The sequence below is a fragment of the Pseudomonas sp. JBR1 genome, from assembly GCF_028198185.1.
GTDB lineage: Bacteria > Pseudomonadota > Gammaproteobacteria > Pseudomonadales > Pseudomonadaceae > Chryseomonas > Chryseomonas oryzihabitans_E.
Map to the genome: position 1 here is coordinate 1,501,853 of NZ_CP116340.1, position 24,382 is coordinate 1,526,234.

Below are 24,382 nucleotides of genomic sequence, written 5' to 3' on the forward strand. Positions count from 1 at the left end.
GAAGCCTGCAAACCCACCCATTACATAGGTCTTTCTTCAACGGCGAGGAAAGACCCTCAGGACAAAGGCGTCCCAGCTGCTTGCAGCGGGACGCCTTTTTTTTGCGTTACAGTCGCCACCCTGGATAAGAGAGGTCACTACATGAGCGGGAAAGTCTGGTTGATCGGTGCCGGCCCTGGCGATCCCGAGTTGCTGACGCTCAAGGCCGTGCGCGCCCTGGGCGAGGCCGAGGTGGTGATGATCGACGACCTGGTCAACCCGGCGGTGCTCGACCACTGCCCGACCGCCCGGGTGATCCGCGTTGGCAAGCGCGGTGGTTGTCGCTCCACGCCCCAGGCCTTCATTCATCGGCTGATGCTGCGCTATGCCCGCCAGGGACGTTGCGTGGCCCGGCTCAAGGGCGGCGACCCCTGCATCTTCGGTCGCGCCGGCGAGGAAGCCGAATGGCTGGCCGCCCGCGGCGTCAGCAGCGAGATCGTCAACGGCATCACTGCCGGTCTGGCCGGCGCGACCGCCTGCGGCATCTCCCTGACCTTGAGGGGCGTGGCCCGCGGCGTGACCCTGGTCACCGCCCATACCCAGGACGACACGGCGCCCAACTGGGCCGCCCTGGCAGCTACCGGTACCACCCTGGTGGTCTACATGGGCGTGGCCCGGCTCAGCGAGATTCAGCAAGGCCTGCTGGACGGCGGCCTGCCATTGGCTACGCCGGTCGCCATGATCGAGAACGCCTCCCTGCCCAGCCAGCGCGAATGCCGCTCGACCCTGCAGGAGCTGCAGGTGGACGCCGCGCTCTTCCAGTTGAAGAGCCCGGCGATCCTGGTGATCGGCGAGGTGGTGGGTCAGGCGGCTCTGCAGCAGGCCTTGAGCTACGCCGCCCAGGCCTGAGCGGCGAACTCCAGAGCCCAGCCGCCGTTCCTATGGGTAATCCCCTAGCAGAGCGGCGCCCATGGACCTCGTCATCGCCCGCCCGGACGGTCTCTATTGCCCGCCTGGCGACTTCTACATCGATCCCTGGCATCCGGTGGAGCGCTCGGTCATCACCCATGGCCACGGCGACCACGCCCGGGTGGGCAATGGTCACTACCTGGCCACCTCGGGCAGCGCTGGCATCCTGCGCGCGCGATTGGGCGCCGATATCAACCTCCAGACCCTGGAATACGGCGAGGTCATCGACCACCACGGGGTCAAGCTGAGCTTTCACCCCGCCGGGCATGTACTGGGCTCGGCCCAGGTGCGCCTGGAATACCGGGGCGAGGTCTGGGTGGCCTCGGGCGACTACAAGGTCGAGCCCGACGGTACCTGCACCCCCTTCGAGCCGGTGCGCTGCCATACCTTCATCACCGAATCCACCTTCGGCCTGCCGATCTATCGCTGGCGACCCCAGGCGGAGATCTTCGCCGAGGTCAACGCCTGGTGGCGCGCCAACCAGGCCCAGGGGCTGGCCAGCGTGCTCTACAGCTATGCCTTCGGCAAGGCGCAACGCCTCCTGCACGGGCTCGATCCGGAGATCGGCCCGATCCTCGCCCATGGCGCGGTGGAGCCGCTCAACCGGGTCTATCGCGAAGCCGGCATCCGCATCCCGGAAACCCACTATGCCGGCGACTTCAAGAAGAGCGATCCCTTGCTGCGTCAGGCGCTGATCATCGCCCCGCCCTCGGCTGGCGGCAGTACCTGGATTCGCCGTTTCGGCGAGCACAGCGATGCCTTCGCCAGCGGCTGGATGATGCTGCGCGGCACCCGCCGCCGGCGTGGGGTGGATCGCGGCTTCGTGCTCTCCGACCATGCCGACTGGCCGGGCCTGCTGTGGGCCATCGAGCAGACCGGCGCCGAACGGGTGATGGTCACCCACGGCTCGGTCGCCACCCTGGTGCGCTATCTGCGTGACCAGGGCCTAGACGCCCAGGGCTTCACCACCGAATACGGTGAGGAAGACGATACCCCCGTCGCCACGGAGGCCCAGGCATGAAGGCCTTCGCCGAACTCTATGGTCGTCTCGACGCCACCACCTCCAGCAACGCCAAGCTGGCCGCCCTGGTGGACTACTTCGGCCGCGCCCCGGCCGCCGATGCCGCCTGGGCGGTGTACTTCCTCGCCGGCGGCCGCCCCCGGCGCCTGGTGCCGACCCGGCAGCTGCGTGAGCTGACCATGGCCCTCTCCGGCCTGCCCGAGTGGCTGTTCGAGGAGAGCTACCAGGCGGTAGGCGACCTGGCCGAAACCATGGCGCTGCTGATTCCCACCGCCGATGCCGCCAACGCGGAAGGCCTGGCCTTCTGGCTGGAAGAATACCTGCTGCCCCTGCGCGGCCTGTCGCCAGAGGAGCTGGCCGAGCGTCTGCCGCCGCTCTGGGACCAGCTGGATCGCCAGAGCCTGATGGTCTGCATCAAGCTGATCACCGGTGAATTCCGCGTCGGCGTTTCCAAGCTGCTGGTGACCCGCGCCCTGGCCACCCTGGCGGACCTGGATCCCAAGCGGGTCGCCCAGCGCCTGGTGGGTTATACCGACCTTTCCCACCGCCCCACCGCCGAGGGCTATGCGCGCCTGGTCGTCCCGGAAAGTCCGGACGAACACGCCCAGCGCGGTGGCCAACCCTACCCCTTCTTTCTCGCCCATGCACTGCAACTGCCGGTGGAGCAACTCGAGGGGCAACTGGGTCCAGCCGAAGATTGGCAGGTGGAATGGAAGTGGGACGGCATCCGCGCCCAGCTGGTCAAGCGTGACGGTCGGCTGTGGATCTGGTCGCGGGGCGAGGACCTGGTCACCGATCGCTTTCCCGAACTGCATCCCCTCGCGGAATCGCTGCCCGATGGCACCGTGATCGATGGCGAGATCGTGGTCTGGAAGGAAGACGCCGCCCCCGACACCCTGCTCAGCAGCGAGGAAGTCAGCGAGCACCAGGACGCCCGCGATCCAGCCGCGCCCATCCCCTTCGGCGTGCAGCCCTTCGCCCTGCTCCAGCAGCGCATCGGCCGCAAGACCCTGGGCAAGAAGATCCTGGAGGACGTACCGGTCATCCTGCTCGCCTACGACCTGCTCGAATGGCAAGGTCATGACCTGCGCAGCCAACCGCAACGGCAGCGTCGCGCCGAGCTGGAACGGGTGGTAGCGCACTGTGCCAGTCCGCTGTTGCGTCCCTCACCGCTGCTGCACGGGCGCGACTGGCAGGATCTTGCCCGCCAGCGCGAGGCCTCTCGCACCCTGGGCGTGGAAGGCATGATGCTCAAGGCACAGGACTCGCTCTATGGCGTTGGCCGCACCAAGGACATGGGCACCTGGTGGAAATGGAAGGTCGATCCCTTTTCGGTGGACGCTGTGCTCATCTATGCCCAGCGTGGCCATGGACGCCGCGCCAGTCTCTATTCCGACTACACCTTCGCTGTCTGGGACGGTCCGCCGGAGAGTTCCGAACGCACCCTGGTGCCCTTCGCCAAGGCCTACTCCGGTCTCACGGACGAGGAGATGCGCAAGGTGGATGCCATCGTCCGGCGCACCACGGTGGAGAAGTTCGGGCCGGTACGCAGCGTCGAGCCGACCCTGGTGTTCGAGCTGGGCTTCGAAGGGATTGCCCTGTCCAAGCGCCACAAGAGTGGTGTCGCCGTGCGCTTTCCGCGGATGCTGCGCTGGCGCCATGACAAGCCGGTGGCCGAAGCCGATACCCTCGACATCCTGCAGAATCTCCTGGCCTGAGCCATGGCAGGCCAGTCACCCCCTCCTGTTGCCGATGGCGCCATAGGCGCGCCTCAGGAGCCCCGCTGGGCCCTGGCGCTGGCCTGTCTGCCGGCGCTGGCGGTGATCCTGCTCACCGGATGGTGGACCGGTGCCTGGCTACCCTGCGTGGTGGCCCTCGGTGGCGCCTACACGGTCGGCTTCGGCGCCTACAAGAGCTTTGCCGCCGAACCCCTGGCGCCCATGCTGGTGGCTGCCCTGGGCATGGCCTGTTCGGCGGTGGTCGGCTCGTTGCTCGGTCATCAGCTACCGGCGCTGGTGCTCGTCGGCGCCCTTTGGGCAGCCTGCTGCGCCTGGCTGTTCGCCGTCGGCAACGGCCCCTGGTGGATCACCCAGCAATGGACCGTGGCCCTGCTGGTGGCCGGTGGCTTTCCAGGCGACTTGCAGCAGGCGGTCTGGCGCGGCGGTTTGGTGCTCGCCGGCGGCCTGCTGCAGCTGGCGCTCTTCGCCCTCCTGCAAAAGGCACTCTACCGCTCCCAATGGCGCCTGCGCACCGGCTCGCTCAGGACCCACCTGCGCGAGGTGGTGGTGCTATTCGAGGACAGATTCCGCCTTGGCCGCTATGGCTTCTATGCCGCCGCCGTGGTCGCCCTTTGCCAGATCCTGACCGGCCTCCTCGATTATGGTCATGGCTACTGGGCCCCCATGACCGCCCTGCTGGTGCTCAAGCCACGGCTCGGCGACACCTGGCGCCGTGGGCTGGGCCGACTGGGCGGCACCCTGGCCGGTTGCCTGCTGGCGGGCGCGGTGGTCTGGCTCGACAACACGCCCCTCGTCCTGGCTGGTGCCTGCCTGCTGTGCGCGGCGGGCGCCTATCTGCTGCAGGACGGACGCTATTCATGGCAGACCCTGTTCATCACCGGCACCACGGTGCTGATGGTCGCCTTGGCGGGTGCTCCCGAAGCCAGCATCGCGCTGGAACGCCTGGGCAGTACTCTGCTCGGAGGCGGCGTGGCCCTGCTCTTTCTTGCCCTGGAAGCCGGCGTCGAGCGTGCGCTTGCACGGCTTCAACGTGATCGGCGGGTGCGCCAGGCGAATACCGCCAAGCCGACCAGGGCGCCCAGGTAGCTGCCATCGTGCATCCAGGCCGCCAACAGGAAACCTCGGCTATCCCGCACGCAAGCGGGTACCTGCTGCATACGACCCAGGTCCAGGGCGACCCAGCCCAGGGCCAGGCCCAGCAAGGCGAAGGCCAGGGCGCCAAGCAAGACAGCGCCGATCCCGCGCCAGAGACCTCGATCAGCGGCAGCACGCCGGTGGGTCAGCCAGAGCAGAACCAGCCCCAAGGGCAGTCCTGCGGCCGCCCCGGCCAGCACCCCGACCTGCGCGGCCCGCCAACGTGGCGCCACCTCCGAATCGAGCAGGCCGAACTGGGGGAATTTCAGACAGCTGAAGTATTCCGGACCTATGCCATAGCTGAGCTGGTCATGCAGCGCGCCATAGAGTGCGGCCAAGGCTACCAGGGCCAGCAGGCGCGCCAGTTGCCGGACCAGCCCCGGGGCGGTCATCTAGCCCAGCTCCTTATGGAAGCTGTGCAGCCCGGTCCCCAGAGGTCGCGGCAGATAGCCGCAGTGCCGGTAGCCGCAGCGCTCATAGAAGGCAGCCGCCTGCGCAGTGCGCAGATAGGCCACCCGGGCACCTTGGGCGCGGGCATGGTCTTCCGCCTGTTGCAGCAACCGCCTGCCCAGGCCTCGCTGACGATAGGCCTCGTCCACCCAGAGCACCTCGATCTCCAGGCCCTGCCAGAACACCCGGCCGAGCACGCCCGCTATGACGCGATTGGCCTCTGTGATTACCAGCTGCAGGGGAAGATCGGCTGATTCGTCCGCCAACAGCGGATGCTGGGCGCTGACGAAGGCCTGAAAACCCTGAGCGACCGCCGCGACCTGGACAGCCGTCGCCACCTGGATCGCGCCGGAAGCCACCCCGTTTTGCCCCTTGGTCATCCGGTCTTCCTCCCGTTTCCTTTGCACACAGCCGCAGTGGATGATTGCTACCTAACGGAGACGGCCTCTATTGCAACGGGCTCTTCTGCTACCTTTCTGCCCACCTTTGGCGCAGCCGTGTCTTTTTAGACCCAAAGCAGTGCACTCGTCCGCCCCAGGCAGGAAAGCCGCGCCGTTCCGGTGCATAATGCGCGCCGCTCGATGCGGCTGGCTGCTACAGGATGTAAACAACGCGGCAACCGCGTACAGATTTGGGACGATCTTCGCCGACTGGTAAGCTTATTGCTCCCGCGAGGGCACGGACGTCGTAATGGCGCCATGATTTCATCCACATTCGCTCTAGGATCCGACATGAAAAAAAGCTGGCTGACTCTCTCTGCGCTCGCCCTGTGTCTGGCCGCCGGTTCGGCGATGGCCAAGGAATGGAAAGAGATCCGCTTCGGTGTGGACACCACCTACCCACCGTTCGAATCCCAGGCCGCCGATGGCAGCTTCGTCGGCTTTGACATCGAGCTGGGCAACGCCATCTGCGAAAAGCTGGCGGTGAAGTGCAAGTGGGTGGTGAGTGACTTCGACGGCCTGATCCCTGGCCTGCGCGCGCGCAAGTTCGACGGCATCCTGTCCTCGCTGACCAAGACCCCGGCGCGTGCCGAGCAGATCGACTTCTCCGACCTGCTGTGGTCGGGCCCCTCCTCCATGGTCGTCAAGGAAGGTTCCAACCTGCAGGCCACCGCGGAAAGCCTGAAGGGCAAGACCGTGGGCGTGCAGCAGGGCACCATCCAGGAGACCTTCGCCAAGCAGAAGCTGGCGCCCAATGGCGTCAACGTGCAGAGCTACCAGAACCAGGATCAGGTCTACGCCGACCTGGTGTCGGGCCGTATCGACGTCGCCATGCAGGACATGCTGCAGGCCGAAGGTGGCTTCATGAAGTCGCCCCAGGGCAAGGGCTACGTCAACACCGCCATCCACGACGAGCTGCTGCCGGCCGATACCGCCGTCGGTATCCGCAAAGGCAACGACGAGTTCAAGACCTTCGTCAACAAGGGCATCGCGGCCATCCACGCCGACGGTACCTACGACAAGATCCAGAAGAAGTACTTCGGCGACCTGAACCTCTACGATCCCAAGTAAGGTCGGTTCGGCAGACGCCCCTGGTGCCACCGGGGGCGTTTTACGTATGACCGCCGGCGCTCGCCGCGCCCGCGGACTCACCAGGCGATTCCCCCAAGACGCATGCAGCAGAATTCCTTCGACTCCTTCTTGCAGTCCATCGGACTGGGCACGCTCAGCCTGCATGGCTACGGCCCGCTGATCCTGGAAGGCACCCTGACGACCCTCAAGCTCGCCGGCTTCGCGCTGGTAGTGGCGGTCATCCTCGGCCTGCTCGGCGCCTCGGCCAAGCTGTCGCGCTTCACGCCCCTGCGCTTCATCGCACAGAGCTACACGACCCTGATCCGCGGTGTACCGGACCTGGTGCTGATGCTGCTGATCTTCTACAGCCTGCAGAACTGGCTGGGCGCCCTCACCGACTACATGGGCTGGGACTACATCGACATCGATCCCATGGCCGCCGGTATCGCCACCCTCGGTTTCATCTACGGCGCCTATTTCACCGAGACCTTTCGCGGCGCCATCCTCGCCGTGCCGCGCGGCCAGGGCGAGGCCGCCCTGGCCTACGGCCTGAACCGCTGGCAGACCTTCACCCTGATCACCTTCCCGCAGATGATGAGATTCGCCCTGCCCGGCATCGGCAACAACTGGCAGGTACTGCTCAAGGCCACCGCGCTGGTCTCCATCATCGGCCTGGCGGACCTGGTGCGTGCCTCCCAGGAAGCCGGCAAGGGGACCTTCAAGCTGTTCTACTTCCTGATCGTCGCCGGCGTCATCTACCTGCTCATCACCGCCGTGACCAATGCCATCCTCGGTGCCCTGGAACGGCGCTATCACGTCGGCGTGCGGGAGGCCAAGCGATGATCGAACTCCTGCAGCAATACTGGAAACCCCTGCTGTGGACCGATGGCTACCACATCACCGGACTGGCCATGACCCTCTGGCTGCTGGTGGCCTCGGTGGTGATCGGCTTCCTGGTCTCGGTGCCCTTGTCGGTGGCGCGGGTATCCGAACGGCGCTGGCTGCGCTGGCCCATCGGCTTCTACACCTATGTCTTCCGCGGCACCCCGCTCTATCTGCAGTTGCTGATCTGCTACACCGGCATCTACAGCCTGGGTTTCGTGCGCGACCAGCCACTGCTCGGCAGTTTCTTCCGTGACGGCCTGAACTGCACCATCCTGGCCTTCGCCCTGAACACCTGCGCCTACACCACCGAGATCTTTGCCGGGGCCATCCGCAACACCCCCCACGGCGAAGTCGAGGCGGCCAAGGCCTACGGCCTGGACGGCTGGCGGCTGTACGTGCACGTGATCCTGCCCTCGGCGCTGCGCCGGTCGCTGCCCTTCTACAGCAACGAAGTCATCATGATGCTGCACTCCACCACCCTGGCCTTCACCGCCACGGTGCCGGATCTGCTCAAGATCGCCCGCGACGCCAACACCGCGACCTTCCTGACCTTCCAGGCCTTTGGCCTGGCCGCGTTGATGTACCTGGCGGTGTCCTTCATCCTGATCGGCCTGTTCCGCCTCGCGGAACGCCGCTGGCTGGCCTTCCTCGGCCCGACCCACTGACCCAAGCGGCCGCGTCCTGCGCGGCCCCGGAGTAGTCATGCGCCATCTCACCCATCAGCTGGTCGCCCCGGTTCCGGGCACCGAGCGCAGCATTCACAGCTTCCACTTCGGCCCCACCGACAGTGGCCGCAAGGTCTATATCCAAGCTTCGCTGCATGCCGACGAATTGCCCGGCATGCTGACCGCCTGGCACCTCAAGCAGCGCCTCAAGGCGCTCGACGCCGCGGGCGAACTGCTGGCGGAAGTGGTGCTGGTGCCCGTGGCCAACCCCATCGGCCAGGACCAGCAGGTGGCCGACGTCCACTTGGGTCGCTACGAGCTGGAGACCGGCCAGAACTTCAACCGTCGGTTTCGCGACATGACCGCCCAGGTCGAAGCCGCCGTCGCCGAGCGCCTGGGTGACGACATCGCCACCAACCAGGCCCTGGTGCGCGAGGCCTTCCGCACCGCCCTGGCCGCAGAAACCGCCACCACCCAGCTCGACAGCCAACGCCTGACCCTGCAACGCCTGGCCTGCGACGCCGAGGTGGTGCTCGACCTGCACTGTGACTTCGACGCCGTGGCCCACCTCTACACCACGCCGGAAGCCTGGCCCCAGGTGGAGCCGCTGGCACGCTATTTCGGCTCGCAGGCCAGCCTGCTCGCCACCGACTCGGGCGGCCAGTCCTTCGATGAATGCTTCACCCTGCTCTGGTGGAACCTCAACCAGCGCTTCGGCGAGCGCCTGCCGATGGGCAGCCTGTCGGTGACCCTGGAGCTGCGCGGTCAGCTGGACGTGCGCGATGAGCTCGCCGGTCCGGACGCCGATGCCATCGTCCATTACCTGCGTCATCAGGGCTTCGTGAGCGGCCAGGCGGCTCCCCTGCCGCCGCTGCTGGAGCCTGCCACGCCGCTGGCGGCCGTCGAGCCCGTGGCGACCTCCCAGGGTGGCGTGCTGGTGCTCAAGGCCCAGGTGGGCGAGCGCATCGAGGTGGGCCAGGTGCTGGCGCAGGTCATCGACCCCATCAGTGATCGCGTGGAGGAGGTACGCAGTGCGGTCGCCGGTGTCCTCTATGCGCGCTCCAATCGCCGCATGGCCACGGCCGGCATGGTGATCGCCCACGTGGCGGGCACCGAGGCCTATCGCAGCGGCTACCTGCTCTCGCCGTGACCCCTATTCCTTTTCAGCTGTGGAATTCCTATCCATGTACAAACTGACCGTCGAAGGCCTGCACAAGCGTTACGGCGACCACGAAGTGCTCAAGGGCGTCTCGCTCAAGGCCAAGACCGGCGATGTGGTCAGCCTGATCGGCGCCAGCGGCTCCGGCAAGAGCACCTTCCTGCGCTGCATCAACTTCCTCGAGCAGCCCAACGCCGTGACCATGACCCTGGATGGCGAGACCATCCGCATGGCCGATGACCACGGCGCGGTGCGGGTGGCCGATGCGGCTCAGCTGCAGAATCTGCGCACCCGCCTGGCCATGGTCTTCCAGCACTTCAATCTCTGGAGCCACTTGAGCGTGCTGGACAACATCACCCTGGCGCCACGCAAGGCCCTGGGTGTCGGCAAGGCGGAAGCCGAAGACCGCGCACGCAAGTACCTGGAGAAGGTCGGTCTGGCTGCTAGGGTTGCTGATCAGTACCCGGCGTTCCTGTCCGGTGGCCAGCAGCAACGGGTCGCCATCGCCCGTGCCCTGGCGATGGAGCCGGAGATCATGCTGTTCGACGAGCCCACTTCCGCGCTCGACCCGGAGCTGGTCGGCGAAGTGCTCAAGGTCATCCGCGCTCTCGCGGAAGAAGGTCGCACCATGCTCATGGTGACCCACGAGATGGCCTTTGCACGGGAGGTATCGTCCCAGGTGCTGTTTCTGCACCAGGGTGTGGTGGAAGAAGAAGGTCCGCCGAGCGATGTCTTGGTCAATCCGCGCAGTGAGCGGCTACGACAATTCCTCAGCGGCAATCTCAAGTGACCTCAGGTCCCTGTCGAGGGGCCGCCGCGCGAACCTGACGCCCTTGGGCTTTCAGGTCCGCGCCCGATCACGCTTGAACGCGTCGCTCAGCGACGCTGTTGCTCGTGGCGACGCTGAGCCGCCAACCGCTCGCGCTCCTGGCTGCGAATCGGGATGGCCTTCACCAGGCCGAAACGGGCAAACAGGTCCAGCACCAGGGCTTGTATACGGTCGTTCATGAAAACTCCTCGAGCCAGTGCTCTATCAGGGACAGCCACGTCAGGACGGGCCTTGCTGCCCGTCACCTAAGATATTGAGTCTTCCGCTGCCGATTCAATCCACCAGGCCGCGGTTGTTCGTCGCAATGGCCCTACGCTTTGTCAAAAAGTATGTCCTCAGGCCTGGCAGCCAGGAAGTCATCCGCACCACCCGGCCAGTTGGTTTGCTGATGATTATTGTTGGAACCCATATCAAATTCGCCTGTCTGGTTACTCTTGGCGAGTTCAATGGATGATCTAGAAACTGACGAATGGCGAAAAAACCTCTGCCTCGTTGGTTATCATCCAATGGCAATAACGGGTTAGCCGTGGTTTCTCATCTAATAACAACGATGCCATCAAGGTGGTTGCACCCTGGTGTTCTCCCTGCTTGTTGTTATCCCCATCACATCTCCATCAATTGCGCTATCGGCACGGCAGGAGTGCTTCCATGACCAGATCCCTACCGCTACTCCTCATCCTCGGACTCCTGACGAGCCCGGCGATGGCTGCCAGCTGGGGCATGCAGCGTGAAGTGGGGGATTTCGATCTGAAGATGAGCACGGCGCCGTCACGCAGCATGGCCCAAGGCCTGGTCGCCCCTAACTCCGCCGGCATGGGTGGTGGCTTCGATCTCACCCACGACAGCGGCCTGTACTTCGGCCAGTGGACGACCAACAACGCCTCGTCCGCCGAAGCGGCGCTGCTGGAGATGGACACCTACGCCGGCTACAAGCATCGCTTCGCCCCCGGCTATGGCTACGAACTGGGTGTGATCAACTACAGCAACCTGATCCAGAACGTCGATCCCAGCCGCGAGCTCTATTCCGGCATGACCGTCTACGGCAAGCGCCTGGGCGCGGCCTTCGCCAACGATCCGGGCCGCCACAACGCCTCGGTCTATGCCGACCTGGGTACCCTGCCCCTGATCAAGACCGGCGTATCGCTCAAATACACGAATTACGTGCTGGATGTGCCCTCCACCCTCGACAGCGGTGGCATGGTGCGCAGCTTCAACGACTGGTCGGTGAATCTGAGCCGCAAGTGGGTGAACACCCTGTTCAACCTGACCTATAGCGGTACCAGCCTGAGAGGCGCCGACTGCTCGGTGTATTCGGGCCACAACACCTACTGCGACAGTGCCCTCATGCTCAAGGCCTCGCACCCCTTCTTCTAAACGCCACGGCTGTTCGCTACTGCCGCAACAGACTGCGCCCAAGCCCCACCTGGGGACGCTCCCGCCCCAGTTGCTGCAGGGCCTGACGCGCCCGCACCTGTTCCCCGGCCTCCAGCTCGACCAGCCAATTGACCTTCGTCCCTACCCGGGTGGCGATGGGTACGCCATCGCGGTAGAGCAGGCGATTGCCAGCCACGGCAGGCACCTTGGCGCCCGGCAGCAGGGTGCCGATCAGATTGAGCGGATCCAGCGCCGACACGCATACCCATAGATCCTCCGGCGGGCGCTGGCGCCATTCCCGCAAGGGTGCGATGGCCGCCGGATCGGCGAACTGCTCGCCGGACAGGCCGGCGATGAAGCGACCGCCCCGGATCTCGCCACGGGCTTCCAGACGATGGCAGGCGCGCAAGAGATCGCGCCAAGGGGGCAACACCTCGCTCTCACGCTGCAGCAGCTGCCAGCAGAGCACGCCATAGCGGCGCAGCAACAGCCAGACCAGCCGCTCCAGCAGGGCATTCGGCAACCGCTCCTCGGTAGGGGCCTCGGCCAGTCGCAAGGCCGCCCAGCGCCCGGCGTCGTCCATGCCGCCATAGAGAGGCATTCGCCCGCGGCGCAGACCGGTGCGGCTGCTGCGCTTGGCTGCTGGTAGCAACAGGGCGCGCAGACCGGCGAAGCTGTCGGCGTTGACCGCGCCCATACCAACCAGCTCGCCCAGGGCCGTTTCCAGCTCGCTGCGCAAGAGGCGCGCTTCGCCGAGCAGCTCATCGAAGAAGGAGGCACCGCGGCGCGTGAGCACCTCCAGCACCCGCTGCCCCTTGGGCGACAGGGCCTCGGCCAGCGGGGGCGTGGTGAGGCTGTTCCAGTCGGCCAGATGGCGTCTGGGTAGCAGGACGATGGGTGAGCCCTTGACCGGGCCGCCGCCACCGCGTCCGGGTTGCGGCAGGCGGAGCCAGACGACCCGGCCAGCGCGGCAGAGATCATCGAGGTGGGTAAACTGGTAATCCGGTAGACGACTGGGAAGAACCTCCCCTTCCCAGCCCGCGGCGGCGACCTCGAAGCCCTCCAGCAGGCCGATGACCTGTTCCAGGCCTTCTCCGCCCCTCAGGGTCGCCGGACCGGCCAGATGGTGATGCTCCAGCAGGAACCTCAGGTAGTCGGCCAGCGCCACCGGCTCGATGGCCTTGCGCAGGCGTCCCAGGGTATAGCGATGGATGCGCGCCAGCAGGTGGCGCTCGCACCACTCCACCGCGCCGTCCGCCTCGGTAAAGCGCCCCTGCAAGACGTAGCCTTCGCTCTGCAGCACCAGCAGCGCCGGGGTGAGGCGCTCCGGCGGCAGGCCGAGGCTCGCGGCCAACGGACGCTGGTCCACCGGCCCAAGGGCGGTGAGGCGTGCGCGCAAGAGCTCCACCAGTGCCGTTTCAGGATCCGCAGGCGCCTTGAATCCGGGCGGCGGGCTGAGCGGCGGCTCCGTGGAGGCCTCGGGAAACAGCACCTGAAAGAGCGGCAGGCGCTCGGCCGCGATCCACAGGGTCGCCTCCGGCAGCCGCAGGCAACCGGCTCGGCCGGCCTTGACCAGCTGGCGGACCTGGGACTGGTGCCGCGTCAGCTCGGCCTCGGTGAGAAAGCCCACACCCAGCAGGGCTTCGTGCAGATCATCCGCCGTCTCCAGGCGTGGCCAGGCTTCGTCGCGCACCAGGGCGATGGCGGCGGGATCCAGGGCGCCCAGCTCGTCGGGATCGGCGCCGCCGAAGCGACGATTCTGCACCGCCAGCGTCCGCCGCTCCTCGACCGGGGCGTCGTCCAGATAGGCATAGGGCTTGGCCGTGAGTACTTCGGCAGCCAGCGGCGACGGCCCGGGCAAGTCGCGGGTCAGCAGGGTCAGCTGCCCACCGGTGATACGCGCCAGCAGGGCCAGCCACCCCCGGCTGTCGAGGGATTCGTGCAGGCAGTCATCCAGGGTCTGGCGGACCAGTGGATGGTCTGGCACCTGACGCTCGCCCGCGAGATTTTCCAGGCAGGCAACCTGATCGGGAAAGACCGTGGCCAGGAGGTCTTCGCTACGCATGCGTTGCACCTGGGTGGCTACCTTGCGCCCGGCACTGAAGCGCGGCAGCGCCAGCGCCGTGGTGGCGTTCCAGCGCCAGCGCACGGCGAACAGTGGCGCATCGAGCAGGGCCTGGACCAGCACGGTCTCGGCGGTGGCCGGATGCAGGTAGCGCCAGACCTCGTCGAGCACGAAGCTGTGGCTCGTCGCCAGCGAGAGGATCAAGGCGTTCTCCGTGGCTGCTGCTTGCAGCTCCACATTGAAGTTGCGGCAGAATCTCTTGCGCAGGGCCAGGCCCCAGGCGCGGTTGATGCGGCTGCCAAAGGGGGCATGGATGATCAGCTGCATGCCGCCGGCCTGGTCGAAGAAGCGCTCCATCACTAGCGTCTGCTGCGTCGGTAGCGCACCCAGCGCCTGCCGGGCACGACCCAGATAGTCCACCAACTGGCGGGCGGCGCCCTCTTCCAGCTCATAGGCCGCGCCGATGCGGACGATGGCCGGTTCCGGCGGCTCGTCGGTGCCGGGCAGCAGCGGTTCGAGTTCCGCCCGCAGCCGCGCCAGGCCCGCCGACAACTCGTCGCTGCGCCCCGGCGCCTCACCGTGCCAGAAGGGAATGTTGGGCGGCTGCCCCTTGGCGTCTTCCACCCGCACCTTGCTGCCTTCGATCTTGATGATGCGGTAAGCAGTGTTGCCGAGCTGGAAGACGTCGCCTACCAGGCTTTCGAAGGCGAAATCCTCGTTGACGCTGCCCACCGTATGGCCCTGGGGCTCCAACAGCACGCTGAAATCACCACTCTCGGGGATGGTGCCGCCGCTCATCACCGCCGTGGCCTTGCCGCCGCGCCGACCGCGTAACAGGCCATTGACCGCATCCCGGTGCACATAGGCGGCGCGCGGCCCGCGACGATCCGTATAGCCCTGGCTGAGCATCTCCACGACCGCGGTATAGTCCGCCTCTTCGAGGGCGGCATAGGGTTCGGCCTGGCGCAGCACGGCCAGCAGCGCTGCCTCCGACCATTCCTGGCAGGCCACCTCGGCCACCAGTTGCTGGGCCAAGACATCCAGCGGTGCCTGGGGGATGTGCAGGGTGTCCAGTTCGCCCCGGCGCACGCAATCAAGCAGCGCGACGCATTCCACCAGATCGTCGCGCGAGGTGGGAAACAGTCGTCCCTTGGGCAGGCCGCCGACCTGGTGATTGGCGCGCCCGACCCGCTGCAGAAAGGCGGCGATGGAGCCTGGCGAGCCGATCTGGCAGACCAGGTCGACATCACCGATGTCGATGCCCAGTTCCAGGGAAGCGGTCGCCAGCAGCAGGCGCAATTCGCCGCGCTTGAGGCGCTGCTCCGCATCCAGCCGCTGCTCCTTGGCCAGGCTGCCATGGTGGGCGGCGACCTGGCCATTACCGAGGCGATCCGAGAGCTGACGCGCCATGCGCTCGGCCAGGCGCCGCGTGTTGACGAACACCAGGGTGGTGCGGTGTGCCTCGGCCAGTTCGGCGAGGCGGTCGTAGACCAGCTCCCAGGCCTGGGTGGAGAGCATCGCCTCCAGGGGAACGGGGGGCACCTCCAGGGCCAGATCGCGAGCACGCTGGTGGCCGATGTCGACCACCGTACAGGGTCGTGCCTGCCCCTTGGCATCGCGCCCGACCAGAAAGGCGGCGACGGCGGCCAGGGGTTTCTGGGTAGCGGACAAGCCGATGCGTTGCAGTGGACGCCCCGCCAAGGCCTCCAGTCGCGCCAGGCTCAGCGTCAGGTGACTGCCGCGCTTGCCGTCGGCAATGGCGTGGATCTCGTCGACGATCACACCGCGGACGCTACCCAGCATCCGCCGCCCGGAATCCGAGCCGAGCAGCACATAGAGGGACTCGGGCGTGGTGACCAGGAGGTGCGGCGGCCGCCGACGCATCGCCGCCCGCTCCTTTTGTGGCGTATCCCCGGTCCGCACCGCCGTGCGTAACCCCAAGGGCGGTAAATCCCGCGCCTCCAGCGCTGCACTGATGCCGGCCAGGGGTTCTTCGAGATTGAGACGGATGTCGTTGGACAGAGCCTTGAGCGGTGACACATAGAGCCAGAGGCAGGTCTCGGGCAGGCCGCCTTCACGCAACGCCTCCTGCACCAGGCCATCCAGCACGGCGAAGAAGGCGGTCAGCGTCTTGCCCGAGCCGGTGGGGGCCGCCACCAGCACCGAGGCGCCGGCGCGAATGGCCGGCCAGGCCTGCAGCTGCGCCTCGGTCGGTGCGGGAAAGCGCGTCGTGAACCAGCTGCGCGGCGCGTCGTGAAAGTCCGCCAGGACGGCGGCAGGCGATATCGAGGTCATGAGCCCAATATGGGAGTGGCCATCAGGGGCCACAACCCAAGCCGACCGGCGGAGAATAAGAGCCTGTTTAAAGTCTAGCGAGCTAGAGCCAAACAAGGCGAAGAGACCTGAGGAAGCGGACCGGGCTCGCGTGCGAGTTTACGAGTGGTAAATGAGCATTCCGACCGGGCTGGCGATCCAGGGTGTATTCAACGCCGTTTGGCCGACGCGCAGCAGACTTTTAACAGGCTCTCAGGCGATGCGATTGCGCAACTCGCCCCCCTCCAGCATGGCTTCGAGGTTGGCCAGCATCACCTGTTGCTGGGCCTGTTGGGCCGAAGCCGCATTGGCCGCGACATGGGGGCTGAGCACCAGGTTGGGCTGCTGGCGCAGGCGTTCGGGCACCTCGGGTTCGCGGGCGAAGACATCCAGCGCCGCACCGGCGATGACCTGCTGCTCCAGGGCCGCCGCCAGGGCGTCCTCATCGACCACGCTGCCACGGGAGATGTTGACCAGATGGCCCTCCTCTCCGAGGGCGGCCAGGACTTCGGCGTCTATCGCCCCCACGGTCTCGGCGCTGGCGCGCACCGCCACCACCAGGACATCGCTCCAGCGCGCCAGCTCCAGCAGGCTGCCGTGATAGGCGTAGTCCAGCCCCGTGCGTGGCGAGCGATTGAAGTAGCCGATCTCCATGTCGAAGGCCTCGCCGCGGCGGGCGATGCGCCGACCGATCTCGCCCAGGCCATAGATGCCCAGTCGGCGCCCGGCCAGGCCCGGAACCTGGGGCATGCGCTCGACGGCGTTGCCCTGCCAGCGGCCGCTGCGGACGAAGGCATCGCCCTGCAACAGGCGGCGAGCGCTGGCCAGGATCAGGCCAAAGGTAAATTCCGCCACGGCGGTGGCATTGGCGTCACCGGCGGTGGTCACGGCGATGCCACGCTCGCGACAGGCTGCCAGCTCCACGCCCTCGTAGCCGGTGCCATAGCAAGCTACCAGGCGCAATGCCGGAAGCGCGTCCAGCAAGGCCGCGCGGGTGGGCAGGCCGCCAATGGTCAGCAGGGCCACCGCCTCCTCGGCGCCGGCAGGCAAGGCGGCGGGATCCGCGGAAGGAAAGGGACCCAGTACCCGGTAGCGGGCTTCGAGCTGGGTAACCAGTCCCTGAGGCAATTGCGGGGCCATCAGCAGCGTCGGTTTCATCTTGTAATACTTTACCTGGCCAAAAAACCCAGCGTCGCCAGCGGAGGGCATGGTCGTCAACCATTCTCTTTAGGCCGCCGCTTTCAGCCTGGCCCACCATGGCGTCGACGCTACTCCAAGTCCTTGATAGGAGTAGCTTTTCGCGCAACTTGTCGACCTGACGCCAGGTCCGATCGGCGTTCGCCAACCACAGAGGGATTTTTTGGGATGAGTAGAGTTCTCCGCCAGGCCGGCACCGCCTCCTGCCTCGCCTTGCTTGCCAGCAGCCTGCCGCTGACCGCCATGGCGCTGGAATTCAACGGCTACGGACGGGTAGGCGTCGGTGGCGCCGACACGGGCGGCAAGCAGAGCTGCTTCCAACTGCCCGGCGCACCGGCCAAGTACCGTTTGGGTAACGAATGCGAGACCTACTGGGAACTCGAACTGCACCAGACGCTGTACAAGGGCGTCGATGGCACCGAACTCAAGGTGCACGGCATGGCCAGCCTCTACAACGTCTACGACCAGACGCCCACCTTCAGCGGCGACAACGGCAACGTGCGCCTGCCGCAGATCTGGACCAGCCTCAGCCTGCCGGCGCTCAACGGTGGCGGCGTCTGGGCCGGCCGGCGCTACTACAAGCGCCACGACATCCATATCAACGACTTCTACTACTGGAACCCGAGTGGCACCGGCTTCGGCATCGAGGACTACGGCCTGGGCGACAGCGGTGTGCGGTTGAGCTACGCCTTCAGTCGGGAAGACAACATCAACCAGCCAGACAAGGCCAACCGCCATGACCTCAACCTCGGCGGCATCAAGACCAACCCTGGCGGCGAGATCGAACTGGGGTTGTCCTATATCCAGCGCGCCGGCCAGGTAGAGGGTGCTCACAGCGGCTGGTCAGCCACCGCCGAGCACAAGCAGGCGCAATTCTTCGGTGGGGTCAACGTCTTCACCGTGCAGTATGGTCGTGGCCCGGGAACCGGGCTGGGCGCCACCGGTAGCCTGACCGCGGATCAGGAATATGAAAGCCTGCGTATCCTCGAATCGCCGCGCTGGCAGATCACGCCACGCTTCGGCGGCCAACTGCTGGCGCTCTACCAGCGCGACCGGGCGCCGGGCGACGGTGGCCAGACCTGGTATTCCTTCGGCGTGCGCCCCAGCTATGCCTTCACCCGGCTGTTCAAGCTGCAGGTGGAATTCGGCCATGACCAGATCCATCCGGACAGCGGCGCCACCCGTACCCTGAACAAGGTCACCGTCGCGCCGACGCTGGCCCTGGGCGGCATGGGCCTGATGGACCGCCCGGAGATCCGCCTCTACTGGACCTATGCCAGCTGGAACCGTGGCGCCCAGGACGCTGCGGTAGCCGGCACGGCGCTATCCGACAGCGGCGCCTTCGGCGATGCCCGCCACGGCAACAACTTCGGCGTACAGCTGGAAACCTGGTGGTAGAGACCGGCAAGCGAGACCGCCCGTCATAACCGGGCGAACTAAACTTATGCTGCCCGGTCGGTTTCCTGACCACAGGAAGACCGATCAGGGAGACCGCCATGAATCCTCTCGCCCGCGAACTGCCCGCCGCGAGCCATACCGCTGCCACCCCGCTGGAGCGTTTTCGGCGGGTCCGGGCCGCCAGCGAGGCGCTCTGTGCGCCCCTGACCACCGAAGACTACGTGATCCAGAGCATGGCCGACGTCAGCCCGCCGAAATGGCATCTGGCGCACGTTACCTGGTTCTTCGAGGCCTTCATCCTCAAGCCCTTCCTGAAGGGCTACCAGACGCCCAATCCCGCTTACGACTACCTGTTCAATTCCTACTACGAAACCCACGGCAAGCCCTTTCCCCGGGCGGCCCGTGGGCATCTGTCACGCCCAGGCGTGGATGATGTCTATCGCTTCCGCGCGGCCGTGGACGAGGCCATGGGTGAGCTGCTCAGCGCCCCGCCGGTCGAACACGCCGCCGAGATCGCGCGGCGCCTGGAACTGGGGCTGCACCACGAGCAGCAGCACCAGGAACTGCTGCTCATGGACATCAAGCACATCCTGGCGCAGAACCCGCTGCATCCGGTCTATCGCGCCGACCTGGCCAAGGGCAGCACACGCCAGGTCACGTCCCTGGGGTGGGAGACGCACCCGGGTGGCGTCCGTCATGTCGGCCATGGCGGCGAAGGCTTCGCCTTCGATTGCGAGACCCCGGTCCACCGGCAGTTCGTCGATGACTTCCAGCTGGCCGATCGCCTGGTCACCAATGTCGAATACCTGGCGTTCATCGAAGACAACGGCTATGGCCGCAGCGACCTCTGGCTGTCCGACGGCGCGGCGGCCATCCGCAGCCTCGGCTGGCAGGCGCCGCTGTACTGGCAGAAGCTGGATGGTGTCTGGCACCACTTCACCCTGGGCGGCCTGACCCCCGTCGACCCCGCGGCGCCGGTCTGCCACCTGAGTTTCTACGAAGCCGATGCCTATGCCAGTTGGGCCGGTGCCCGCCTGCCCACCGAGGCGGAGTGGGAAACCGTGGCAGCCCGCCAGCCGATCCTGGGCAATTTCGTCGAGCAGGACCGTCTGCAACCGGTCGCCAGCGAAGGCCAGGGCATGCGCCAACTGTTCGGCGATGTCTGGGAGTGGACCGGCAGCGCCTTCCGCCCCTACCCCGGTTTCAAGCCACTTCCGGGTAGCCTGGGCGAATACAACGGCAAGTTCATGTCCGGTCAGATGGTGCTGCGCGGTGGCTGTTGCGCCACCCCGCAGGACCATGTGCGTGCCACCTACCGCAACTTCTTCTATCCCACCATGCGCTGGCAGTTCTCCGGCCTGCGCCTGGCCAGAGAGGTCTGACCCATGGCCCTTGCCGTGCGCTTCTTCGATCAGCAGCCGGTGGCCAGCGCCGGCACCTCGCTGCGGGACGATGTGCTCCAGGGCTTCGCCCAGACCCCCAAGGCGTTGTCGCCCAAGTACTTCTACGATCAGCGCGGCTCGGAGCTGTTCGAGGCGATCACCCAGCAGCCCGAGTACTACCCTACCCGTACCGAAGAGAAAATCCTCGCAACGGCGGCCGGCGAGATCGCTCGGCTGGCCGGCCGGGACGCCGCGCTGGTCGAGCTGGGCAGTGGCGCCAGTCGCAAGGTGCGCCTGTTGCTGGAAGCCATGCGCCCGGCGGGTTACCTGGGCATCGACATCTCGCGGGAATTCCTGCTCAGCAGCACGCAGCGTCTGGCTGCTGACTATCCCTGGCTGGATGTCAGTGCCGTTTGCGCCGATTTCAGTCGGCCGATGACCCTGCCCGACAGCCTCGACGGCCTGCGGCCCATCGCTTTCTTTCCGGGTTCGAGCATCGGCAATTTCACCCCCGAGGAAGCCGGCGTTTTCCTCGGCAATCTGCACCGGATGCTGCCGGCTACTGGCGGCCTGCTGATCGGGGTGGACCTGATCAAGGACCGGGCCCGACTGGATGCGGCCTACAACGACGCCGCCGGAGTCACCGCGGACTTCAATCTCAACCTGCTGCGGCGCATCCGCCGTGAACTGGATACCGACCTGGATCCGGCACGCTTTCGCCATCTGGCCTTCTTCGAGCCCATCGCCTCGCGCATCGAGATGCATCTGGTCAGTACCCGCGACCAGACCGTGCGTCTGGAAGGCGAGAGCTTCACCTTCCACGAAGGCGAACGGCTCCATACCGAAAACTCCTACAAATACAGCCTGGAAAGCTTTCGCGCCCTCGCCGAAAACGCTGGCTTCAGACAGGTACAGGTATGGACCGACCCGGCCCGGTTGTTCGCCGTTTTCTACTTCGCCGCCTAGGCCGCTGGAGGTGCCGGCGGTCGTGATGCAACCAACAAGGGAACTCTCGATCCGATCACGCTCTAAGTAGCAATCTGCTACTACAGCGCACCGAGACGTTGCTATGGAGCCTGCTCCACTAACTGCGGCCAATGAACGCCAGCGTCTTGCACTGCTGCGTGATCTTGCCTTGATCGATCGTCCCTCCGACCGTGCCTTCCAGGATCTCACCGACCTCTGCGCACGTCTGTTCGACGTCCCCTACGCCATGATCTGCTTTCTCGATGGCCAGCAGGTCCACTGCCGGGCCACGGTGGGCTGCATGCCCTTTACCGTGCCGCGCTCCCAGTCGTTCTGCCAGCACCTGCAGGAAACCTCCCTGCCGCTGCAGGTGGAAGACGCCCGCAGCGATGCGCGCTTCGCCGAGCTGAAAGTGGTCAAGGAGGAGCCGAACATCCGCTTCTATCTGGGCGCACCGCTGCGCACGGCCGAAGGCCTGATGCTGGGCAGCCTGTGCCTGTTCGATTCGGCACCCCGAGCCGCCCTGCCTCAGGACCGCCTGCTGGCACTGCAGCAACTGGCGGCGCTGGCGGCCCAGCACATCGAGCTGCTGCGTACCGAGGCCTTCTGGGACCCGGTCACCCAGCTGCCCAATGGTCAGCGCTTCATCGAGGACGCCGAAGCCCTGACCCGCCAGGGCACCCGGGTGGTCGCGGTGGCGGCCGACCTGTTCGCCCAGAGCTATCTCAACGACTTCATCAAGGCCATGGGCCAGGCGCACTTCGATGGCCTGCAGCGCGCCATCAAGCAGCACCTGCGCCGCTTGCTGCCGTCCGACCAGCCGCTGTATCGGCTGGGCGCCGCGCGCTTCGGCTTTCTCCTGCACGACGCCGACGAGACCGCCCAGCGGGACCTGCTCGAGCGTCTGCAGCACGAGCTGACCGGGGTACTGGATTACAACGGCATTCCTATCCAGAGCCGCCTCGGTCTGGGGGTGATGTCCCTGACCGACGACCATCCTACCGACTGGCTACGCGCCCTGATCGCCACTGCGGATGACGCCCGCGCCGAAATGCGCGGCTGCCGGCACTTCGATCCGCAACACGACGCCAGCTACCGCCGCGCCTTCGCCCTGCTCAGCGCCCTGCCCCAGGCCCTGCGTGCGGATGACCAGTTGAGCCTGGTCTATCAGCCGCGTATCGACCTGTCCACGGGGCGCTGCCAGAGTGTCGAGGCCCTGCTGCGCTGGGAGCATCCGCACCTGGGACCGATCAGCCCGGCGGAATTCATTCCCCTGGCGGAAAAGACCGCGCTGATCACCGCCTTGAGTCGCTGGGTGATGCAGAACGCCATCAGCCAGGCCTATGCCTGGCAGCGCGAGGGTCGCGGCCTGGGTGTGGCGATCAACATCTCCGCCCATGACCTCAACGATCCGGACTTCACCGACCAGACCACCGCGCTGTTGCGGCGCTATCCGGTCAATGCTCGGCGTCTGGAGCTGGAGGTCACCGAGAATGCCCTGCTGGGCGATGCGGCGCTGATCCACCGCCAACTGGCCGCCTTGCGCGAGCTGGGCATAGGGATCGCCATCGATGACTTCGGCACCGGCTACAACAACCTCTCGCACCTGCGTGAACTGCCGGCCGATACCATCAAGATCGACCGCAGCTTCATCCGCGAGCTGACCCATCGCACCAAGGACCGGCTGATCGTGAGTTCCCTGATCGAGCTGTCCCATCAGCTGGGCTTTCGCATCACCGCCGAAGGGATCGAGACCGCCGAAGCGCTGGCCAGCCTGCTGGCCATGGGCTGCGACGAGGGCCAGGGCTTCTGGATCGGCAAACCCATGCCAGAACCGGAGCTACAGGCCTGGCTGCTGGTCCAGCAACCGGATCTGCAGCGGCCGACCCGTCGCGCGACGGTCTTCCAGCTGTTCGACAACGCCGCCAAGCACTAGCCTGCCCTGCCGTGCGTGAGCGGTACCCGCCTCACGCACGGCGCCGGATCACTCCTGGGTGCGCTTGCGCGGCGGCGCGAAGCCGTCGGCCGAGGTCGGCACCAGGGCACCGGGACGACGCTCGGACTTGGGTTTGGCCTTGGTCTTGCCCTTGCCGTCCTTCTTGCCCTCGGTCTTTTTCTTCTTGACGCCAGCGGCCTTGCCCGAGGCCTTGAGCTTTTTCGGACCGTTGTAGCTGGCCTTGAGGCCCGGTAGCTGACGACGCTCGAATCTCAGCTTGAGATAGCGCTCGATGCTGGACATCAGATTCCAGTCGCCATGGGTGACGAAGGAGATCGCCGTACCCGCCTCGCCCGCGCGACCGGTACGGCCGATGCGGTGGACGTATTCGTCGCCACTGCGCGGCAGGTCGTAGTTGATCACCAGGTCCAGGCCTTCGACGTCCAGGCCGCGGGCGGCCACGTCGGTGGCGATTAGCACCTTGACCGCACCGCTCTGCAGCCGCTCGACGGCCAGCTTGCGGTCCTTGGTGTCCTTGTCGCCATGCAGCACGAAGACCTTGAGGCCCTCGGCCACCAGGCGGCCGGTCAGGCGATCGGCCTGCACCTTGGTGTTGGTGAAGACGATGGCCTTGCGATAGGTCTCGTTGGCCAGCAGCCACTGCAGCAGGCGCTCCTTGTGCGGCGGCTCGTCGGCGAGGATCACCTGCTGCACCACGGCTTCGTTCAGTTCGCCGGTACGGTCCAGCATGAGATTCTGCGGCTCGCGCAGGACCTGCTCGACCACCTGGCGCAGGCTGTTGCCGCCGCTGGTAGCGGAGAACAGCAGGGTCTGGCGACCCTCGCGCTCGCAGCTCGCGGCGATCTGCAGCACGTCCTCGGAGAAGCCCATGTCGAGCATGCGGTCGGCTTCGTCGAGCACCAGCATCTCGATGTCTTTCAGGTTCACGTTGCCGGCGTTGCGCTGCTCCAGCAGGCGACCGGGGGTGGCCACCAGGATCTCCGGATTCTTGCGCAGGCCGGCGGCCTGGACGCGGAAGTCCTCGCCGCCGATCACCAGGCCGGCCTTGAGAAAGGTGAACTGGCCGAAGCGTTCGATTTCCTTGGCGGTCTGCTGGGCCAGCTCGCGGGTCGGCAGCAGAATCAGCGCACGGGCCCCCGACCGGGGCTGGGGGTCCTTGAGCAGGCGATCCAGCAGCGGCAACAGAAAGGCCGCGGTCTTGCCGCTGCCGGTCCGGGCGGTGACACGCAGATCGTGACCTTCCAGGGCCGGGCCGACGGCAGCGGCCTGGACCGGAGTGGGCGTCTTGAAGCCCAGGGTATCGAGGGCCTTGAGCAGGCGCTCGTGCAGAGCGAGTTCGGTAAACACGGGTAGACCTCGGTAAAGAAAGGGCGGCCGCCGCGGGGCGAC

Annotated in this window: 20 protein-coding genes; 14 read left to right on the forward strand and 6 right to left on the reverse strand. The window is 66.4% G+C overall.

Annotated features, from left to right (window positions below):
• Nucleotides 1-141 precede the first annotated feature (141 nt).
• The 4 genes from cobA to PJ259_RS07005 all read left to right on the forward strand — a co-directional run bounded on the left by cobA (nucleotide 142) and on the right by PJ259_RS07005 (nucleotide 4,794).
• Nucleotides 142-888, forward strand: coding sequence for a uroporphyrinogen-III C-methyltransferase (cobA, locus tag PJ259_RS06990; RefSeq protein ID WP_271655261.1), 747 nt, complete (start codon nucleotides 142-144; stop codon nucleotides 886-888).
• Nucleotides 889-949: 61 nt separating this feature from the next.
• The gene (locus tag PJ259_RS06995) at nucleotides 950-1,969 is read left to right on the forward strand and encodes a ligase-associated DNA damage response exonuclease (protein ID WP_271655262.1); all 1,020 of its coding nucleotides are present in this window, start codon (nucleotides 950-952) and stop codon (nucleotides 1,967-1,969) included.
• Nucleotides 1,966-3,687, forward strand: coding sequence for an ATP-dependent DNA ligase (locus PJ259_RS07000; protein WP_271655263.1), 1,722 nt, complete (start codon nucleotides 1,966-1,968; stop codon nucleotides 3,685-3,687). Before PJ259_RS06995 ends, PJ259_RS07000 begins: the two co-directional genes overlap by 4 nt.
• Before the next feature lie 3 nt (nucleotides 3,688-3,690).
• Nucleotides 3,691-4,794, forward strand: a complete 1,104-nt coding sequence (locus tag PJ259_RS07005) for an FUSC family protein (RefSeq protein WP_059315341.1) — start codon at nucleotides 3,691-3,693, stop codon at nucleotides 4,792-4,794.
• Here the strand turns inward: PJ259_RS07005 and PJ259_RS07010 are convergent.
• Nucleotides 4,734-5,234 (reverse strand): hypothetical protein, encoded by a 501-nt coding sequence (locus tag PJ259_RS07010; RefSeq protein WP_271655264.1) that lies wholly within the window; start codon nucleotides 5,232-5,234, stop codon nucleotides 4,734-4,736. The genes PJ259_RS07005 and PJ259_RS07010 overlap by 61 nt on opposite strands.
• A complete protein-coding gene (locus PJ259_RS07015) occupies nucleotides 5,235-5,672 on the reverse strand; it encodes a GNAT family N-acetyltransferase (RefSeq protein WP_271655265.1) in 438 nt (145 codons plus the stop codon). It abuts the gene before it with no gap.
• Between the two features lie 351 nt (nucleotides 5,673-6,023).
• On the opposite strand from PJ259_RS07015, the gene PJ259_RS07020 reads away from it, so the two are divergent.
• The 5 genes from PJ259_RS07020 (at nucleotide 6,024) to PJ259_RS07040 (ending at nucleotide 10,302) form a co-directional block, all read left to right on the forward strand.
• Nucleotides 6,024-6,803: a transporter substrate-binding domain-containing protein gene (locus PJ259_RS07020; protein WP_059315344.1), complete on the forward strand. Its 780-nt coding sequence runs from the start codon at nucleotides 6,024-6,026 to the stop codon at nucleotides 6,801-6,803.
• Nucleotides 6,804-6,905: 102 nt separating this feature from the next.
• Nucleotides 6,906-7,646, forward strand: coding sequence for an ABC transporter permease (locus PJ259_RS07025; RefSeq protein WP_059315345.1), 741 nt, complete (start codon nucleotides 6,906-6,908; stop codon nucleotides 7,644-7,646).
• On the forward strand, nucleotides 7,643-8,353 hold the full coding sequence (locus PJ259_RS07030; RefSeq protein WP_059315346.1) for an ABC transporter permease: 711 nt from the start codon (nucleotides 7,643-7,645) through the stop codon (nucleotides 8,351-8,353). The genes PJ259_RS07025 and PJ259_RS07030 overlap by 4 nt, the downstream gene beginning before the upstream one ends.
• Nucleotides 8,354-8,390: 37 nt before the next feature.
• Nucleotides 8,391-9,503: a succinylglutamate desuccinylase/aspartoacylase family protein gene (locus tag PJ259_RS07035; RefSeq protein WP_271655266.1), complete on the forward strand. Its 1,113-nt coding sequence runs from the start codon at nucleotides 8,391-8,393 to the stop codon at nucleotides 9,501-9,503.
• 34 nt (nucleotides 9,504-9,537) lie between these two features.
• Complete coding sequence (locus PJ259_RS07040; RefSeq protein WP_059315348.1) at nucleotides 9,538-10,302, forward strand: ABC transporter ATP-binding protein; 765 nt, start codon at nucleotides 9,538-9,540, stop codon at nucleotides 10,300-10,302.
• Between the two features lie 86 nt (nucleotides 10,303-10,388).
• On the opposite strand, the gene PJ259_RS07045 is transcribed toward PJ259_RS07040, so the two are convergent.
• Complete coding sequence (locus tag PJ259_RS07045) at nucleotides 10,389-10,520, reverse strand: hypothetical protein (protein WP_257721099.1); 132 nt, start codon at nucleotides 10,518-10,520, stop codon at nucleotides 10,389-10,391.
• 469 nt (nucleotides 10,521-10,989) lie between these two features.
• Here PJ259_RS07045 and PJ259_RS07050 point away from each other — a divergent pair, with 469 nt between their 5' ends.
• A complete protein-coding gene (locus PJ259_RS07050) occupies nucleotides 10,990-11,715 on the forward strand; it encodes a TorF family putative porin (RefSeq protein WP_271655267.1) in 726 nt (241 codons plus the stop codon).
• A 16-nt stretch (nucleotides 11,716-11,731) separates the two neighbouring features.
• On the opposite strand, the gene PJ259_RS07055 is transcribed toward PJ259_RS07050, so the two are convergent.
• The gene (locus PJ259_RS07055; protein WP_271655268.1) at nucleotides 11,732-16,075 is read right to left on the reverse strand and encodes a DEAD/DEAH box helicase; all 4,344 of its coding nucleotides are present in this window, start codon (nucleotides 16,073-16,075) and stop codon (nucleotides 11,732-11,734) included.
• 231 nt (nucleotides 16,076-16,306) lie between these two features.
• Nucleotides 16,307-17,251 carry an NAD(P)-dependent oxidoreductase gene (locus PJ259_RS07060; RefSeq protein ID WP_271655269.1) on the reverse strand — a complete coding sequence of 315 codons (945 nt, stop codon included), beginning with the start codon at nucleotides 17,249-17,251 and terminating at the stop codon, nucleotides 16,307-16,309.
• Nucleotides 17,252-17,458: 207 nt separating this feature from the next.
• Here PJ259_RS07060 and PJ259_RS07065 point away from each other — a divergent pair, with 207 nt between their 5' ends.
• The 4 genes from PJ259_RS07065 (at nucleotide 17,459) to PJ259_RS07080 (ending at nucleotide 22,972) form a co-directional block, all read left to right on the forward strand.
• Complete coding sequence (locus PJ259_RS07065) at nucleotides 17,459-18,688, forward strand: maltoporin (protein WP_271655270.1); 1,230 nt, start codon at nucleotides 17,459-17,461, stop codon at nucleotides 18,686-18,688.
• 98 nt (nucleotides 18,689-18,786) lie between these two features.
• Nucleotides 18,787-20,070 carry an ergothioneine biosynthesis protein EgtB gene (gene egtB / locus PJ259_RS07070; RefSeq protein ID WP_271655271.1) on the forward strand — a complete coding sequence of 428 codons (1,284 nt, stop codon included), beginning with the start codon at nucleotides 18,787-18,789 and terminating at the stop codon, nucleotides 20,068-20,070.
• Between the two features lie 3 nt (nucleotides 20,071-20,073).
• Nucleotides 20,074-21,036 (forward strand): L-histidine N(alpha)-methyltransferase, encoded by a 963-nt coding sequence (gene egtD, locus PJ259_RS07075; RefSeq protein WP_271655272.1) that lies wholly within the window; start codon nucleotides 20,074-20,076, stop codon nucleotides 21,034-21,036.
• Nucleotides 21,037-21,205: 169 nt separating this feature from the next.
• Nucleotides 21,206-22,972: a sensor domain-containing phosphodiesterase gene (locus tag PJ259_RS07080; RefSeq protein ID WP_271655273.1), complete on the forward strand. Its 1,767-nt coding sequence runs from the start codon at nucleotides 21,206-21,208 to the stop codon at nucleotides 22,970-22,972.
• Nucleotides 22,973-23,020: 48 nt separating this feature from the next.
• Here the strand turns inward: PJ259_RS07080 and PJ259_RS07085 are convergent, their stop codons facing one another.
• On the reverse strand, nucleotides 23,021-24,340 hold the full coding sequence (locus PJ259_RS07085) for a DEAD/DEAH box helicase (protein WP_271655274.1): 1,320 nt from the start codon (nucleotides 24,338-24,340) through the stop codon (nucleotides 23,021-23,023).
• Between the last annotated feature and the right edge of the window lie 42 nt (nucleotides 24,341-24,382).